General features: G+C 55.7%; 14 protein-coding genes and 1 tRNA gene. 6 read left to right on the top strand and 9 right to left on the bottom strand.

The features are described from left to right. Positions 1–50: 50 nt before the first annotated feature. The 6 genes from ACQ4N7_RS08120 to mobF all read left to right on the top strand — a co-directional run bounded on the left by ACQ4N7_RS08120 (position 51) and on the right by mobF (position 4,067). Positions 51–500 (top strand): PPC domain-containing protein, encoded by a 450-nt coding sequence (locus ACQ4N7_RS08120; RefSeq protein WP_430711111.1) that lies wholly within the window; start codon positions 51–53, stop codon positions 498–500. A gap of 86 nt (positions 501–586) precedes the next feature. After that, positions 587–659, top strand: a tRNA-Phe gene (locus tag ACQ4N7_RS08115). A gap of 230 nt (positions 660–889) precedes the next feature. Further along, positions 890–2,098: a tyrosine-type recombinase/integrase gene (locus tag ACQ4N7_RS08110; protein WP_430711110.1), complete on the top strand. Its 1,209-nt coding sequence runs from the start codon at positions 890–892 to the stop codon at positions 2,096–2,098. A gap of 83 nt (positions 2,099–2,181) precedes the next feature. Next, positions 2,182–2,586 (top strand): hypothetical protein, encoded by a 405-nt coding sequence (locus ACQ4N7_RS08105; protein WP_430711109.1) that lies wholly within the window; start codon positions 2,182–2,184, stop codon positions 2,584–2,586. After that, a complete protein-coding gene (locus tag ACQ4N7_RS08100) occupies positions 2,586–3,011 on the top strand; it encodes an HNH endonuclease (protein WP_430711108.1) in 426 nt (141 codons plus the stop codon). Before ACQ4N7_RS08105 ends, ACQ4N7_RS08100 begins: the two co-directional genes overlap by 1 nt. Before the next feature lie 327 nt (positions 3,012–3,338). After that, entirely contained in the window at positions 3,339–4,067 is a 729-nt protein-coding gene (gene mobF / locus ACQ4N7_RS08095; protein WP_430711107.1) for a MobF family relaxase, read from the top strand. Between the two features lie 258 nt (positions 4,068–4,325). Here mobF and ACQ4N7_RS08090 read toward each other — a convergent pair whose 3' ends face one another. From ACQ4N7_RS08090 to ACQ4N7_RS08050, 9 genes are all read right to left on the bottom strand, one after another. Then, positions 4,326–5,405, bottom strand: coding sequence for a hypothetical protein (locus ACQ4N7_RS08090; RefSeq protein ID WP_430711106.1), 1,080 nt, complete (start codon positions 5,403–5,405; stop codon positions 4,326–4,328). Positions 5,406–5,429: 24 nt separating this feature from the next. Continuing rightward, the gene (locus ACQ4N7_RS08085) at positions 5,430–5,567 is read right to left on the bottom strand and encodes a hypothetical protein (protein WP_430711105.1); all 138 of its coding nucleotides are present in this window, start codon (positions 5,565–5,567) and stop codon (positions 5,430–5,432) included. Between the two features lie 84 nt (positions 5,568–5,651). Beyond that, a complete protein-coding gene (locus tag ACQ4N7_RS08080) occupies positions 5,652–6,239 on the bottom strand; it encodes a Uma2 family endonuclease (protein ID WP_430711104.1) in 588 nt (195 codons plus the stop codon). A gap of 674 nt (positions 6,240–6,913) precedes the next feature. Then, on the bottom strand, positions 6,914–9,553 hold the full coding sequence (locus ACQ4N7_RS08075; protein ID WP_430711103.1) for a CHAT domain-containing protein: 2,640 nt from the start codon (positions 9,551–9,553) through the stop codon (positions 6,914–6,916). Positions 9,554–9,798: 245 nt separating this feature from the next. Beyond that, complete coding sequence (locus tag ACQ4N7_RS08070) at positions 9,799–11,487, bottom strand: leishmanolysin-related zinc metalloendopeptidase (RefSeq protein WP_430711102.1); 1,689 nt, start codon at positions 11,485–11,487, stop codon at positions 9,799–9,801. 351 nt (positions 11,488–11,838) lie between these two features. Then, positions 11,839–12,501: a response regulator gene (locus tag ACQ4N7_RS08065; protein ID WP_430711101.1), complete on the bottom strand. Its 663-nt coding sequence runs from the start codon at positions 12,499–12,501 to the stop codon at positions 11,839–11,841. Positions 12,502–12,551: 50 nt separating this feature from the next. After that, entirely contained in the window at positions 12,552–13,172 is a 621-nt protein-coding gene (locus tag ACQ4N7_RS08060) for a hypothetical protein (RefSeq protein ID WP_430711100.1), read from the bottom strand. Between the two features lie 295 nt (positions 13,173–13,467). Continuing rightward, a complete protein-coding gene (locus tag ACQ4N7_RS08055; protein WP_430711099.1) occupies positions 13,468–15,159 on the bottom strand; it encodes a ShlB/FhaC/HecB family hemolysin secretion/activation protein in 1,692 nt (563 codons plus the stop codon). Positions 15,160–15,315: 156 nt separating this feature from the next. Next, complete coding sequence (locus tag ACQ4N7_RS08050) at positions 15,316–16,707, bottom strand: hypothetical protein (RefSeq protein ID WP_430711098.1); 1,392 nt, start codon at positions 16,705–16,707, stop codon at positions 15,316–15,318. Positions 16,708–16,820 lie beyond the last annotated feature (113 nt).

Below are 16,820 nucleotides of genomic sequence, written 5' to 3'. Positions count from 1 at the left end.
CACGACCTCGTGCCTTTGAGCCACGCTTACCTCCCATTCTCCCAGAATCTATGCGCTTTCACCTTCGCCTCTATCGCCGCCTGCTGCTGCCCCTAGCGTTGACGACCCTCGCCTTAACGTCGCTGCCAGCCAAAGCACAAACCGCTGTTTATACACCTATTTCGCTACCGGCCTCGCGCGAAGTTAATGACGCTTTGAGCGATCGCGATATTCCCACGGGGACTGGGGGGTTTGCCCGCGACTATACGGTCAATCTTGAGGCTGGTGACCAGGTCGCGATCGATGTCATTTCCGATGAGTTCGATACCCTGGTGATTCTGATGAACAAAGACGGCGTCACCATGGGCGAAAACGACGACGGCCCCGACGGCACCACCAATTCCTTGCTCTTCTCCCGTATTACCGAATCCGGGGCCTACACCGTGCGGGTGAGTGCCTACGCGGGGCAGGGGGCAGGCAATTTTTACCTCAAGGTAGCCCGCCTGCGTGAGGTGCAGTAGAGAATATCGGCATTTTTTTCCTACGGTCTTGTCAGGTGTGACATCAGCTTGCTATCTTAAGTGAGCGCTGGAAATTGCGCTCCCTCGCCGGGATAGCTCAGTTGGTAGAGCAGAGGACTGAAAATCCTCGTGTCGGCGGTTCAAGCCCGCCTCCTGGCATCCAATTAAATCAAGTGAAAAGCCCTGAATCTAAACGGTTCGGGGCTTTTGCTTTGGAGCCTCGTATTTTTGCGTTGTCCATTTTTGGACACCTTTAGACGAGTTTGGGGGACGGATTGGGGGAAAATTGGGGGAAATTTGGGGGAATTTTTTTGGGGGAATCTCCGGACGATCGCCACGGTACCCGAAGAGGGAAGTAGTACGAATGCTCTTCATTCCCCGGTGCTGCCATGTACTCGGCCACCCCAAAAAGCAAAGGCAAAAAAGGCTCGGTTCAGTTCAAAAACACCAAAGGACGGCTGCAAATCGTTTTTTCCTACCCCGTTGAGGTGGATGGGGAGGTGCAGCGCAAGCGATTCTACATTTCCACCGGCTTTGACGACACCCCCCTAAACCGCCAGCGGGTAGGCGACACCGTCAGGGCGATTCAGCGAGATATCGACTACGGAGAGGTAGATCTCAGCCTGCAGAAGTACCAGGCCGTTGGATCGCTCACCACCGTTTCCCCCATTTCCCCCAATCCGCCCGCAGCCCCCCAAATCGGGCTGGACGAGATCTGGGAGAAGTACGCCCAGTTTAAGAAACCCCAGATCAGCCCTAGCACCTACGCCAAGGACTTCACCAAACAGAAAAATCACATCAGCCGGTTCCCCAGCAAATCTCTAGACGAGGCTATTCTGATTCGTGACCATCTGCTGGCGAAGTTGACTCCGGATGCGGCTAAGCGCTGCCTGACCCAGCTCAAAGCTTGCTGTAGCTGGGCGGAAGAGGAAGGCCTAATCGAGAGCAATCCCTTTATAGCCATGAAAATCAGGGCTCCTAAGGGGTTGTCTGAGGATGAAGACGTGAATCCTTTTACCAAAGAGGAGCGAGACAGGATTATTGCGGGGTTTGAGAGCGATCGCTACTACAGCCACTACACCTCCTACGTGCGCTTCCTCTTTGCCACCGGAGCCCGTCCTTCCGAAGTCATCGCTCTCCAGTGGAAGCACATTACCCCATCGGTCATCAAGTTCAGGCAGTCGGTGGTGGTTTCCGAAGATGGCTTGACCCTGAAGGAGGGGCTCAAGACTCAGCGGAAGCGGGATTTTCCTATCACGCCAGAGGTCAAGGCTATTCTCGATGCCATCAGGCCGGAGAAGAGCGACAGCAATGCCTTTTTATTCCCGAGTCCCAAGGGGAAGTTCATCGACCAGCACAACTTTTCTACCCGCGCCTGGCGAGCCGTCCTCAAGGCTTGCGACACTCCTTACCGCAAGAGCTACCAGTGCCGCCACACATTCATCAGCTTGTGCGTGGAAGCCCACATCAACAGCACAGCTATTCTCCACAGGAGAGGCTGCGCCAACGGTCGCTGGACAGGCACCAGCGCTAAGATGATCGACAAGCACTACGGAGCTACCAATTTCACAAATTTGAGGCCCCCTGATCTCACCTAATGTGTTTCCGTAGCCAGCTTTAGTTAAGATTGAAACTTTCCTGTTCGGATCCGGGCTCAAGCCTCTTATAGTTCAGCGCACCGATGACAGCTACCGTCACCATTGATATCCCAGAGCATATTCACCAGCGACTGGTAAATACTGCCGAGGCAACCCAGCGCCCTCTCAATGAAATTATCCTCAGGGCACTGCAAATCGGTAGCCCACCCCCTTGGGGTGATGTACCACCGGAGTTTCAATCTGCATTAGCTGCTCTAGATCGGCTGGATGATGATGCCCTGTGGAGAGTTGCCCGTAGCCAACGATCTGAAGCCGAACTAGAGCGGTACGACGAACTACTGGATCGCAATCAGAATGACAGTTTGACAGCAGCAGAACAAAACGAGCTAACTGCCCTGAGAAAAGAGGCAGAGCGATTTATGCTCTGCAAAGCTCAAGCCGCCGCTTTGCTGCGCTGGCGCGGCCATTCGATTCTGCCAAAAGCTTGATGGCCAGCTATATTTCTGTGGATCTGCGCAATCGGGTCCGAGCATGCGATCGCGATCGTTGCTGCTACTGCAAAACCAGCGAGGCCCTGAGCGGCATTCGGATGGCCTTTGACCACATCCACCCTCGTTCCAAAGGTGGCGAAACCTGCTTTGAAAATGTCTGCTTAGCCTGCCGATCTTGCAATGAGTTCAAGGGCGATTCGACAACAGGCCAAGATTTACTGACCCAACAAACTGGACCTCTCTTTAATCCAAGGCTTCAAGACTGGCATCAGCATTTTGCCTGGAGCGATGATGGCACCCGAGTTGAAGGTGTTACCGCTGTGGGACGGGCTACCGTCTTGGCGCTGCGAATGAATAACGCAGCTATCGTGGCGGCCAGAAAACGCTGGGTTTCAGTGGGCTGGCATCCTCCTCGGAACTGAGCCTGGAGATGTTCATCTTTGCCATAAAGTGTCATGGATGGAACGTGAAAAATCGTTCTTTTTCGTGACCCTGAGCCTTTATGCTGAAAATATCCCAAATTGTTCGTGACATTTTGTGTTGAAGCTGAGTAGGGGCTGACACCGCAATTTAGGATCAGGTATATCAGATTGCTGCGCCCCTATCGGGGGCTTCGCGGAGAGGCCACACAGTACGCCAGGGTTTTGGCAAAAACTGTGCAACGGCTCTCCACAAAGGGTTTCTACCGTTTTTGAAGACGCTCTCGCTCTCGCTCCAGGGTGGCGTCGTATTTTTAACCCAGCTTCTCCATGCTTTCCACGAGCAACCTCTCTGCTGCTCAAGCGGCGACGTATTACACCCATGAGGACTATTACTCGGCGGAAGAAGCCGCTCACCCGACCCAGTGGGTGGGCAAAGGGGCTGCGTCGTTGGGATTGGCTGGGGTTGTCAATCAGCAGGAATTCAGCCAAATGCTCTCGGGGCAGGCTCCCGATGGGCGATCGCTGAAGGGGAAAGTAGTTGACCCCGAGAAGCGGCGGGCGGCGACGGATTTTACCTTCAGCGATCCTAAGAGTGTCAGCATTGCAGCCCTGGTGCAGCAAGACGCGCGGGTATTGGAAGCCCATCATCAAGCAGTGGCCAAAGCTCTATCGGTGCTGGAAGAGCGCTATGCCCAAACCCGGATCTCAACCGAGGCCGGGCGGACGAAGGTGACAACCGGGAATATCGCCGCAGCGGTGTTCACCCATTCCACCAGTCGTGAGGCGGAGCCGCAGCTGCACAGCCATTGTGTGGTGATGAATGCGACCCAGTTGGCCGATGGGCGGTGGTTTAGTTTGAGCAATGAGGCGGCGATCGCGAACCAGAAACTCCTGGGCCAGATTTACCAGAATGAACTAGCTGTAGCGCTGAAGCAGCACGGCTACCAGATAGAGCCCAAAGCTCATGGGCAGTTTGAGTTGGCCGGATACTCGTCCGAACTGCTGAAGGCGTTTTCGACCCGCAGGCAGCAGATTCTGAAACTGATCGAGGAGTAGGAGGCGACGGGGTCTGAGAGTAATCGGGCGCTGCGGGAGACGGCGACGCTGGTCTCGCGGAAGCGAAAGCCAAAAGAGGTTGACGAGGGGCTGTTGCAGCGGGGGTGGAATGCCCTGATTCAGTTGAAAGGATTGGAATTACCGGAGCTACCAGAAGGCATAGCCCAAGCAATAATCGATCAGCCTTCGGCTACATCGATTATTGACGCAGCGATCCAGCACTGTGGGGAGCGGGAGTCGGTGTTTCGGAGGACGGCGCTAGAGCGGTTTGTGTTTGAACACGAACTGGGGGTTCAGGGGTTTGGGCAAAGGGCTTCTTTCTCCATCGCCAAGGGGGGCATAGTGGCTTCGGTCTATGCGGCTGTAGACTACTTTCTCTTGCCAGTAGCGCTGGTACAGCTTGCTCACTATCAGGTCGGGGGGCACATCCCCCGCTTCGCCGAATAGGTCGCACAGCAGGGCCAGCAGCAGCGGGCTTTCCAAAATATCCTGCAGGGAGCGGTTGTCCGTTGAGAGAGCCAGCATTTTATCGGCAAACGCCTGGCCTCGCTCCGGCTGCTCTGGGGTCAGGGTGCAAAAAAAGGCTACCGCCGCCGCCCGAATCTCAGTGGTAGAAGAGTTGGGCACCGAGTAGCGATCCGCCGCCTGGCTCAGCCCCGGCAATCGCTTATTCACCGGCTCCAGGTAGTCGTTGTACTTGTGGTCGTGGCAGGTGAACACCACCGTGGCGCCCCCTGCCAATACCTGGCGCATCAGTGCCCCAAAGGCCACCACAAAGTCACGGTTGATCACCAGAGCCAGAGTGTCAATCAGCAGCGCCCCTCGGCCCTGGGTGTGCGACAGTTTCTGGCACACCTCCACCACCGAGTGCAATTCCCCGCACAGGCTCTGCCCCAGGGCATTGGCGATCATCTCCTGCTGATTTTGGGATGGGGCGGTGGGTATTGGCCCCGCCATAGTGGAGGCGACGAAGCCGTAGGACATAAAGCCCAGGTAGCTGGTAGATAGAGACAAACCGCTGCACAGCACCAGCCCCACCCAGGGCGTCTCTGCTGCCATCAGTTCATCGTAGATGTCCCCCAAAATCGTGCTTTTGTCATAGCCCGCTGGACCAATGATGGCGATCAGCCGCTCTTTCTGCTCGTGGACGCCCCGTGCAATGGCCCCCAGGTACTTTCCCCGCACGACCGCCCTGGGAATGCGCTCTAGAATCCTCGGGTTCAGCGCCTCGCGGGCAGCGGTGGCTTGGGTTTGGGTAGCGGTGAGGATGCGGGGATGGGTATCTGTAGGGGTGAGGGGTGTTGGAGTAAGACTCGCTCCATCTCCGCCACGCTCCACCTCCCCACTTTTAACAACTTCCTCTCACTCCAGCCCCAGTGCTGTGCAAATTTCTTGAAAGATAAAGCGGTCAACGGGTTTGCCATTAAAGAACTTGTTCACCGTTGACCAGGAGGCAAGGGCTAGCTCGTATGCGATCGCCTTCTGGGTCAGGTGTCTCACCAGCAGCGCCTGCCGGGCCTGCTGCTGCCTGCTGTGGATAGCTGTAGCGATCGCCCTGCCATTACGCGCGCCTGCTGTCTTTTCCTAAGCTACTGGCAAGATTACCCCTTGGTAGAGATCCGCCATCGCGATCGCCAGCCCAATGCTCTCTAGCACAACGGTATCCTCGGCTTGATAAACCTCCAAATGCCACTCATTCTGGGGTGTTGGTGCGGCCTCCTTGGGAAATTGCCGTCGCCAGCACTCCACTCGTCGCTCATCCTGGTCGATCAACACATACTCTTCCAGCGAAGCCAATTGCTGATAGTCCTTGAATTTCCCCCTTCGATCAAACTCTTCGGTAGAGGGCGACAACACCTCCACAATCAGCTTGGGATAGCGCTTAACGTAGCGATCGCCTGAATCGCGCGGGTCGCAGGTGACAAAGGCATCCGGGTAGTAGAAAAAATCAGCGGCATAGTTGACCTTGACATCGCCAGAGAAAAACTGGCAATCGCCGCCCCGCAAATGCAAATTAATTTCAGTCAGCACATTGATGCTGAGGCGGCTGTGGTTGTCGCTGCCTCCCGCCATCGCATAGACCAGCCCCCGCCGATACTCATGGCGAACGGCATTGGCGTGCTCAAGTGCTAAATACTCCTGCGGACTGAAGCCCGCTGGAATAGCCACCATCGCGTTCGCCCCCTGTCTTCCCATTATTTCTTCTCCCATCCTACCTCCCCTTCATTCTCCTTCGACTTCGTTGCTTCTACAGAGCCACTTCGCGAATAGACCACCCATCCACCCATCTACACCCTATCCCTCCACCCAAAACTCATACCCAACTCATATCCCCCGTCATACCACCCATACCCGTACTCAGATTCGCCCTTACGAAGGTAGATTAACCGCAACATAACTCTTGCTGAATAAGGCTTTGGTAGAGAGTCCCACAAACACTGCGCACTGACCTCAGGGCGATCGCCACATACGCCCCAATAATTTCTCGAGTTTGGGCATCGAGCGCCAGCCAGACCCACTATTTATAGCCCTTGTCGTCAACGAAGGACCAGAGTTCATCGCATTGCACCATTAAGGGCCTTTTTTTGGGGTTGCCCTGCGGCCTGTTAAGGGATTTGGGCAGCTTTGGCATTGGACATAATCTTGCAGCCACTATTGCGACACCTGAACCGCTGGCACGATGCCTGCCTTGGAGATGCGCGCTAGGAGCACTACCAGGGCGACTCTACATGAAATTGGTATTACTACCAAGGTGACGATCAGCAGTTGAATTACCAGGACGAGCGTTGTTGCATTAACGCCTTGTTTCCATTAGTTGCTACCCTACAGACCAACAACCCTTAGATTTAAAGCCAATTGCCCACCAAGATTAACGGTGCCCACTTGCCGGGGGTGACACTAGGCCCCCGCCGAATGGCATGAATTTGAGCCTGCTGAAGCGCTTGGGCTTTGTTGAGCTTGGGCTCTTTCAAAAACCGATAAAAGTCTTGGGTAATTTGGGCGGTGGTGGCATCGTCGGCCTGCCAGAGGGAGGCGATCGCGCTTCTAGCCCCAGCCCGAATTGCTACCCCGGCCAGGCCCAGGGTGGCGCGGTCGTCCCCAGCGGCGGTGTCGCAGGCGGTAAGCATGACCAGGTCAATTTGGGAATTGTTGGAGTTCCCCGACTGAATGAACCCCTCTAGCTGGCCAAAGGTAACGGTTTCCCCTTGACCAGTGACGATAAAATTTTGCGCTGGGTCGGGGCTAAACTGCCCGTGAGTGGCAAAATGCAAAATGGAAAAGGGCGTTGCTTGCAGGGCCTGCTTCAGCTGGGCCTCGCTAAAGGCCTCATCGAGCAGGGCCTGACTGCCCGGTAGCGCTGCCAAGACCGAAGCTACCTCTGTCGGCACCGCTGGAATGGGCGGAAACCGTCGCCCTGCCGCAACTACCGCCTGACTACTGCCCAACACCAGCGCCTGCAAATTTTTGGGGCGCTGGGGGGCGGCGGTGGTCAGGGTGAGGGCCGGGGTGGTGGCCACGGCGTACTTTTCAATCAAAAACTGGCTGCCGTCATAAAGCGCCGCCATGGGCACGCTGCGCAAAAAGCCGTCGTGGATAAATACCAGGGTGGTAATGTTGCCCGCCTTTAGCGCCGGTTCTAGGGGCTTGATCAGCTGCCCGTAGAGCTGTTCGGCCACGGTGGTGTCGTAGGGTTCGGTGTAGAAGGCCTCTAACCCCAGGCGAAACTGCACAACGGTGTCTCGCAGCTGAGAGCTATTGTCAATCCAGACGAGCTGGGGAGGTTGGTTGGGCAGGTTGGCGATCAGAGCCGTGCGCTGAGGCAGCACAACCGAGCTAATCACGGCGGTATTGCTGCTTTGGGCCAGCAAATCGACTCGGGCCTGGGCGACGGGGTTAAGAATGCAGTCGTTGCCAAAGTAATTTTGCAGCTCGGCCAGCCGCAGGGCATCGGCGGTAACCAGGGCCGACTCCAGGGCTGAGGCTGATGGGGGCAGGTCTTGCTTTGCCACCGCCTGAAGGCTTGCCACTCCCGACAGCTGGAGTTCTATCAGCTCGCGGTAGAGGGGCTTAACGGTATCGCGAAAGTCAAACTGCACATCGCGATCGGCCACCAAGATTTCGGTGCGAATGCTCTCTAGGGTGGTGACGGCCTGGGTGTAGGCGGCCAGTGCTGCTTCGGCATTGCCTTGGCGACGATTGATACGGCCCGCTTGCCATTGCCATAGATAAAGGCTATCGGCTGCCTCTAAACCCTGGGTAGCCGCTATCTGAGCTTGCTGGGTTAATGCCATGGCGGCATTAAGCTGACCCTGGCACTCGCGTAGGTGGCCGAGTTCTCCCAGGGCAAAGGAGTGGGCACGGTGGTCGTCAATTTGGGTAGCGATCGCCGCTCCCTGGTCTAGCCAAGTCTGGGCCTCGGCCTCACTACCGGGCAGGGCACAGCGAAAGGTGGTGCCCACCGGCTGATACGACCGGCCCACGGCGATCGCCCCATAGGCCGCCGCCCGACTGGCGGGCAGTTGGGTAATCAGTTCGCCCAGTCGCCGCCGGGTCGCATCCACAGCGGTTGGGGCGTCTTGCTGGCGGTACAGGGGCAGCAGGTTGAGTCGAGTTTGCCACTCAGCGGCTAGATTGCCCTGCTGCTGAGCACGCTCAAGGGCTTGTTCTAAAAACTGCTGGGCCTGCTGGGCCTGCCCCTGGGCCTGGTCGCTAAAGGTGTTGGCAATGCCAGTTAGCCCTAGCTGGCTCGCCGCCTCGGCGCGGCGGTAGTCAAGGCGCGATCGCCGCTGAAAAATGCTGCCCAGGCTGTTGAGCAATGCGCCCTCAAACTGACCATAGCCCGACGATTGGGCAAGTTTTAGCCCTCGCTGCAAAACGGTCTCAGCCTCGGGGTAGTCGCCCTGCAGGCGGTAGGCTTCGCCCAGACTGCCCAGGGCGGCGACTTCCCCCAGGGCATCGTCGGTGGCGGTAGCCAGGGCGAGGGCCGAGCCAGGAGTGCAGGCGTCTGCGGGAGCCTCCGTAGCAGGAAGACAGAGCAGGGCGATCGCCCGTCGATGCTGCCCCAGACTCAAATGCACTTGGGCCTGCTCAGTTAACGTGCGCCCCAGATGCAGCGAGTCGCCCAGCTCGCGGTATAGGGTCGTTGCCGCCGCCCAGGCGTCTAGCGCCTCGGCAGGTTGCCCCACCTGCTGGTGGGCTCTGGCCAGGTTTTCGTAGACTAGCGCCCGTTGGGATGGCTCAGCATCAGGGCCATAGCTCTGCAAAGCCCGTTGCCAGCGATCGATGGCGCTCTGGTAGTCGCCCGCCTGGTATAAGGAAACCCCAGTTTGCACTAGCTGCGCTGGTGTGCCAGTTTGAGGCGCGATCGCATCGTTTGCCAGCCCCGACGACCACCACCCCTGGCCACTCCAGATTGCCAGCATCAGCCCCACCAAAAACAGCAGGCTCCACAGGCCGTTCAGGCGACGACGCAGACGGTTTGGCATCGAAACACACCCCTATTTACATAGCAAAGCAGTCGGTTGGGCCGAATTTTACCGGAGCCTGACAACAGCTAAACCCCAGGGTACCAGAGGATCTCAGGCAGGGCACCCAATCCAGGTGTTCTTTCCAGGAGTTGTCAGTGCGGTGGGCTATCAAACTTAAAAACTCTAGCAACGCAGAGCGACCGCATTGCTAGAGAGGAAAGCATTAGTGAAAATTAGCGGAAATTTAGCGCGATCGCCCCGCCTTAGGCGGCGATGAAATCAAACATGGTGTCCACGTTAGTCGTATCTTGCACCACGCCAATTAGATCGCGGCCAAAGTAGATCAGAGTATCAGTGGCGAGCCCTCCAGACAGATTTTGGGACGCGATGTTGTAATTAGCGCTACCCGTAACCTGAATTTTGTCGCCCTCCAAATAGTTAAAGTCGGTGATAGTGGCATAACCATCGCCAAGGTAATAGGGAGCGTCGGCACCGCCAAAGGCAAATACATCGGCCCCCGAGCCGCCCTCAAGCACATCCACCTCGCCGAGAGTAAAGCCGTAGCCATTGAGAAAGTCATTGCCAGAACCACCGATCAGCCTATCGCTGCCGCTGCCGCCGCGAAGCAAGTCGTTACCGCTCAGACCATTGAGAACGTCGTTGCCTTCCAAACCATTGATCACATCATTTGATTCATCAAATCCACTGGTAATGTTATCCAGGGCATTCAGAAAGGTGACGGTATTTTTGTTGAGAACTTGAGGCTTTTCCCAATCATTATTAAAGACATCAAAAACATCTTCAAAAATACCTTCAAACTCAAAAATGCTATTGGTTGCATCAAATCCTTGAGGAAGAAATACCACGTTGCCCTGATTTTTAGTTGTTCCCGGACCTTGACCGAGATTATCAAAATCTTCGATGGCGAAATCTTCCAATATAACGCTGACATCGGAGATTCCTTCAAACGTAATCACCAAATCTTCATCCTTTTGATTCAGCAGCATGTTGCGAGCGGTTAGCCCCTCTCCCTGAAACAGAAGATTATCGGCTTCACTTAAAGTCGCAGCATCGGGATTCGTTCCGGCACCGATGCCATCGAAACCAATAATTCTTTCGTTATCATAACCTCGCCGAATAGTGAAGTCATCATTGCTGCCAATAGGAGAGTAGGTATTTGCTGCTGGAAAGTTAACGTCATAACCAAGGTCTGCCAAGGAGGCAACGGTAATACTACTCAAGGGATTTAATCCAGCATCCAGGCGACCTGTCATTAATTCATTCAGGTCACCTGTCATTAATTCGTCACCAAAGGATGTTTTTCGCCAGTGACCCAGAGCTGTTCCACCTCCCCCATCAGCTTCAACAGGTACAGAATCTTCATTCAACCCGAAGATTTTGTTATATTCAGATGTAGCTGATGCACCAGTAAACCGAGGATCGCTAATGCTCGAAGTATCAAGCAAGCCTAAATCGTCCCATATAGTACCAATTCCGAGAGCATGCCCCATTTCATGCAAAATGACATCAAGCAAGCCACCATTAGCTTCCAAGACACCAATGTCAACCGTATCAAAGTTCATGAAACCATAATATGGCAACGAAGATTCTGGACGTAAACCAAGCACATTAGCCTCACCAAGAGTCCCGTTTACGCCATCACTGAAGTTGGCAAAAGCATCAATTACGATGTCGTCGATGTATCCAAGACTTCTATCGAAGCCGTCGGGAACATCACCAATAATTACTTCAGACCAGCGACTTGCAGCTTCATAAAAAATATCTTTCTGGCTGTCGGTAAAGTTGTCATCGATGAAATTGACCTTAATTTGAAAGCCAGGAGAAAGCACGGAAGGTACTTCACGATAGTCACTGATTTCGGCATTGCCAGCAATATTCAAATTGCCTTGTCCGTTACTTAACAAAGTAGATGCATCTAACTTCAAACTCATAGTTCTATCTCCTAAAAATGTTCTAACTAATTGACATCGAGATTTGGCCCCGGTAGCGCCGCCTCAATTGCCTTAACCTTAAGCAAGACAAGGGTTAGGCAGACCATAAGCAGCGTTATAAACCGGGTTATGAATGGCAAGACGGTGCGATGTCGCTTTGGCTCTCTATGGCTCTTAGATTAGAGTGTTTAAACTCCCTAGTCAGGGGGTATAGATGCCAGAAAAATGGTTAAAAGCTGTCAAGCAGGTTGCCGAAAACTACAGTACTAAAAAAGCAACCCCATCGTAGGGGCCGCCAATTGAAGTCTCTGACTATTGTCAGGGGATAGAGGTGGGGAAAAGTGCGATCGCTCAGTCGATCAGCCCTTCTTCACGGGCGCGAATTTCGGTTTGAATGCGAATGTTTTTGCCGGAGTCGGGATAGATGCCCAAGGCATCTTGCACCTTGCTCCAGTAGTGGCGCACGGTGCGCTCTGAGATATTCATGCGATCGGCAATAGCTTTATCCTGTAGTCCTTCTTTAAACGCCAGCTGCAAAACCTGTAGCCACTTGGGCTTGACCTCCAGGCCGCTGCGCATATCTTTGGGGGTGTAAATTAGCCCCTGCATAGCCCAACTCACCCTGGTCAGCATTTCGTGCAGGGGCAGGCTTTTATCGACAATGGTAAAGCCCCCCTGATGGGCGTCGATCGCCGGTTTGAGCCGCACCAGCGATTTGACATGGGCACTCTGCACCACAATATTGAGTTCGGGGTACTGCTGCATAAGCGATCGCAGCAGGCCAATCCCCGTCTCGGGCAGCGAGGGTGCCCCAGCGGTTTCTGGAATCGAGAGATCGACCACCAGCAGATCGGGAAGTACCGTCGCTATGCTGGTAGCTGCATCCTGGGCAGTGCGCACGGTGTAAATGTCGGCGTCGGGATAGTCTTTTTGCAAAGCGCTGACAGTGCCGCTGAGTACAGCTTCGTGGTCATCAACGACCAGCAGTTGTTGGCGACGTTGAGGTGTAGTCATAGCTTTAGAGGGATACAGTAACAAACCAGATGGGCGATCGCGGTGGTCGGCTACCACTCAAATGTCCAGCGTAGGGTGGTGGCTTCGTGGGTAGAGCAAGCTTGGCCCTGGCTTAATAGATCAAAGGTGGTGAGGTAAGCTCGCCAGTCCTCTACTGTATCTAGGGTTAGCAGGGCGGTGGGAACAGCGGTTTCGTAGCCAATATAAATAGTGAACCGCTTGCGGCCCAAGCTGTCTGTGAGACTGACTACGCAGATCTGAGGCAGGTTGGGTTGGGCCGCCAGAGTTTGCCCCAGATACTTTAAAACTGACAATAGCAGCATGGTGTGCTCGACTGGTTCGATAGGCCACTGGCCAGGCAACTCCGCCCTGACAAGCACCTGTAGCGGCCAGTCTAACAGCGACTGCTGAATCGCCAAAGGTAACGAGTCGTGCAGGTAGGGAGAGCTAAGCCGATTGCCCAGGTTTTCGAGCGACTGGTAGAGGTGCTCGACGGTGGCTACACCGCCGTCACCAAGCATCAGCTCTAGCTGCCGCCGCACCGCAAACAGGTCTTGTAGCAGACCGTTGCGAATGGCGTCGGCTTCGCGGTTTAGCCAGTGGGCTTGGTACCGATACCACCAGCGCAATAGCCAAGCCGAGTCAATAACGGGCTTAACAAGCTTTGTCAAACAGGCTCTCCCTCGCTGTGTCAGCCGAGATGAATTTCCTAGCTGCTGCTCCATGTTCTAGTACCGGCTTGACCAACCTTAATGTTGACAAGCTCTCACGGACTAAGGTTCAGGGTTTAAGGCGTATGGTTCACGGCAGGCCTGAAACCTTGAACCCTGAACCCCACTAACCTGTCACCTTTGGCTTAGCAGACTACTAAAGCAACTCAATCAGAATTAAACCGCATTTGCAGCCAGAAACCTTGCACTTTTCTGTAATGGGGGGCGAGGTGCTGTCATTCTTTGGTAACAATGTCTAAAGCGGCTGATAGGTAAAGGTGAAGTAAAACCCGTTTTCTTGCCAGGAGCTGCCCCGGTTGGGCACGCCAATCAGAGGAATGCCGTAGGTAAGGCCCAGGCTGGCAGCGGGGATGGGCTGCCACTGCACCCCCAGCCCCGTGCCCAGCAGCACCGAAGGAGTGGGGCTTTCGGTTTGCGTATTCCAGCCGGTGCCCGCGTCGATAAAGGGAATGAGCAGCAGCTGGTTGGGGGTGGCCGATAGGGGAATGCGCAGTTCAACCGAACCCACCACGGCGTTGTCGGTGACGAGCTGATTTTGGGCGTAGCCGCGCACGGTGTCTAGCCCGCCAACGCTAAAGCGCTCCAGGGGCAGCAGCGAGTCGGGGGTGAGCTGGGCGTTGACGCGGCTGACCAGCAGCAGGTTGGGCGAAACCCGTTCGACCCACTGAAACTGGCCCAGCCAGGCAAAAAAGCGACCATCGGTGCCGGTGTCGTTGACGGTGGCATCGAACAGGCCGAGGCCGAGGCTAAACTGCGATCGCGCCGCCACCACCCGCCGCAGATCTCGCGCCAGCCAGTCCTGGGAAAACCGCAGGGCGCTCACCTTCGCCACCCCATTCTCTGGCCCGATCGAAAACGAGAAGGGAATGTCGTTGAGAATAAAGCTGCGACTCTGGCGCAGATCAAAGGCCAAGCCCAGGGCAAACTCCTGACTGATGGAGCGACTTAGAGGTTGGCGCAGGCTCAGCGCCAGGGTTTGGCTGTTGCTGCGAATGCCCGCATCGACGAACTGGGGCGTAACGATGCGGCTGCTGGCGTTTTCGTAGCGCAGTTGCAGGGTGCCGTCGCGGGCGTTGATGGGCAGGCCGTAGCGCAGCTCATAGAGGTTTAACCCCTGGGTGCGGCCATAGCGCAGGCTGGCCGCATCCCCCAGACCCAACACGTTGCGGTGCTGCACCTGGGCCTCGGCCTGGAGCGAACCAATGCTCGATGACTGGGAATTGTCGAGGGTGATCGCAGCCGATAGGGGGTCGGCCTCGGCCACGTCGAGAATCAAAATGTTTTGCCCCGGTCGGCTGCCAGCGGTAAGTTCGGCATCGACCCGCTCCAGTAGGGGGTCGATTTGCAGCAGGCGCAGGGCGTCTTCGATTTGGGCAATTTGCAGGGGCGACTGGGTGGCCAGGGCAATGCGATCGCGCACATAGCCCTCGCGCAGTCGCCCCAACCCATTCACCTGAATGGTCTCAACCCCGCCCTCAATCACCTGAATCTGCACCACCCCGCTGCCCAAATCCTGGTTGGTGGGCAAAAAGGCCCCGGAGGTAACGTAGCCATTGCTCTGGTACAGCTCGGTAATGGCGGTGCGCAGCCCGAGCAAATCGGCCAGCGACAGGGCCTGCCCCTCCAGGGGTTCCACCAAAGCCGCGATCTCATTGTCTAAAACGGTGTTGCCCAACACCTCAATGCGGCTGACGCTGAAGACCAGTTCCCCTGGCGGGGGCGTACTCTCCTCAGGGGCGGGCTGGGGTCGCGGCAGCGGCTCCTCTGGTGGAAGCGGGGCTGGCAGGGGCGGGTTGATGGGGGCTGGTCGGGTGGGCTCGGTGGGCTCTGGCAGGGGCAAGCTGGGCGGCGGAGCCTGGGCCTGAACCCCCAGGTCGAGGGCCAGCAACACCATGAAGGCACACAGCCCGGCACGAAGTAGATGCATCACAAATAGCGTCTCTGATCACAAAACCAACGGCGACCTGGGGGCCTAGATTCGGATGAGCGGCGATCGCTCCGGCGACCCAACTATCTAGCATGTCGATTGGGGAGTCAATGCAGAAACCGGCCAGTTTGGCAATCCGCGCTGCAGTCTATGTCTTTAGCTACTGGGAGCAGCGCTGTCTGCACAGCGACGACTCAGCACCAGGCGACCGTCGGGGAGTTGATACACGCCATCAGGTTCCTGAATGCGGGTGGTGGAAGGTTCATCCACAGCGCGTACTGTGCCGGTGGGGTAGGCCGAAATGCCACCATCGCCAGGGGTGGCGGGCAACCCATCGCGGCCAGTGACTACAAAGGAGCCCAGGCTATCTTGGCTGCGGGCAATGCAGCTCCCGGCGGTGAGGGCGCTGGTATCGACAATGGCATCGGTCAGGGCCGTCAGGCTGTTTTCAACAAAGGTGGCGTCGCCCACAAAAATTTGGCCCGACTCAATGCCGCCCGTGGCGTTGATATCGACGCGCTCATTACCATCTAAATCTAGCAGCTCATTTCGGCTTAAATTGCTGACAGAAATGCTGGGGTTTTGCCCAAAAAAGGTAGTGCGGCTGAGGTCGATTATGCCGCCTCGACCATCGGCAGAAAAGGCCAGAATGTCGCTGTCTTCAAGGGCAATGAGGAAATTGGCTGCGATCGTAATATTGCCGCCACTCCCTTCGCCCCGGCCCACAAAAGTTTGGATATCTGCATCATTTCTGAGAACAATATGACCTGCCTGAATGTTCACCTGCCCCCCTGACGCAGTTTCTGCATTGGTCGCAATAGTACCGTCATCCACTAACAACTGTTCTAAAATCACCAAGATAATATCGCCAGAACTACCAACGCCAAGACTATTTGCAGCTAAAGATGCATCTTGAAGAATCTCTAAATTGGTGGCATAAATTTGCACATTTCCGCCTATGCCTTTTCCACTTTCTTGAATACTACTAAACGCGCCACTAGGGTTGCCATTAGTAGGGTCAACGCCAGCAAAGCGGGCTAGCTCCTCAATCTCTAAAATCACGCTGCCTGCATCTCCCAGTCCAAAAGTAACGGCACTTAACACCGCTCCACCAAGGACTTCGAGGTTGCGGGCGCTAATCTTCACATCGCCGCCTTGGCCTACCCCGTTACGATTAATACTGCTAAACGCGCCGCTAGGGCCGGTAGGGTCAACGCTGGCAAAGCGGGCTAGCTCCTCAATCTCTAAAATCACGTTGCCTGCATTCCCGAATCCAAAAGTACTGGCACTCAACTGCGCCCCATCAACGACTTCGAGGTTGCGGGCGCTAATCTGCACATCGCCGCCTTGGCCTTCCTCGTCACTATCAGTTCTGCTAAACGCGCCGCTAGAGCTGCCAGCAAAGTGGGCTAGCTCCTCAATCTCTAAAATCACGCTGCCTGCATTTCCGAATCCAAAAGTGCTGGCACTTAACTGCGCCCCATCAACGACTTCAAGGTCGCGGGCGCTAATCTGCACATCGCCGCCTTGGCCTTTGCGTATTTGCATAACTTCGGCACCTAGTTGCATCAACTTCGGCACCCCCTCGATTGGCGAGGGAAAAACAGCATAGCTGGGCAGGTCAGATTCATTATGCAGTCTGTGAATAGATCGTGAGAATA

Source organism: Nodosilinea sp. AN01ver1 (assembly GCF_050565655.1).
Lineage (GTDB): Bacteria > Cyanobacteriota > Cyanobacteriia > Phormidesmidales > Phormidesmidaceae > Nodosilinea.
The sequence above is the reverse complement of the archived record's forward strand: the minus strand, read 5'-3'. Positions and strand labels throughout refer to the sequence as shown.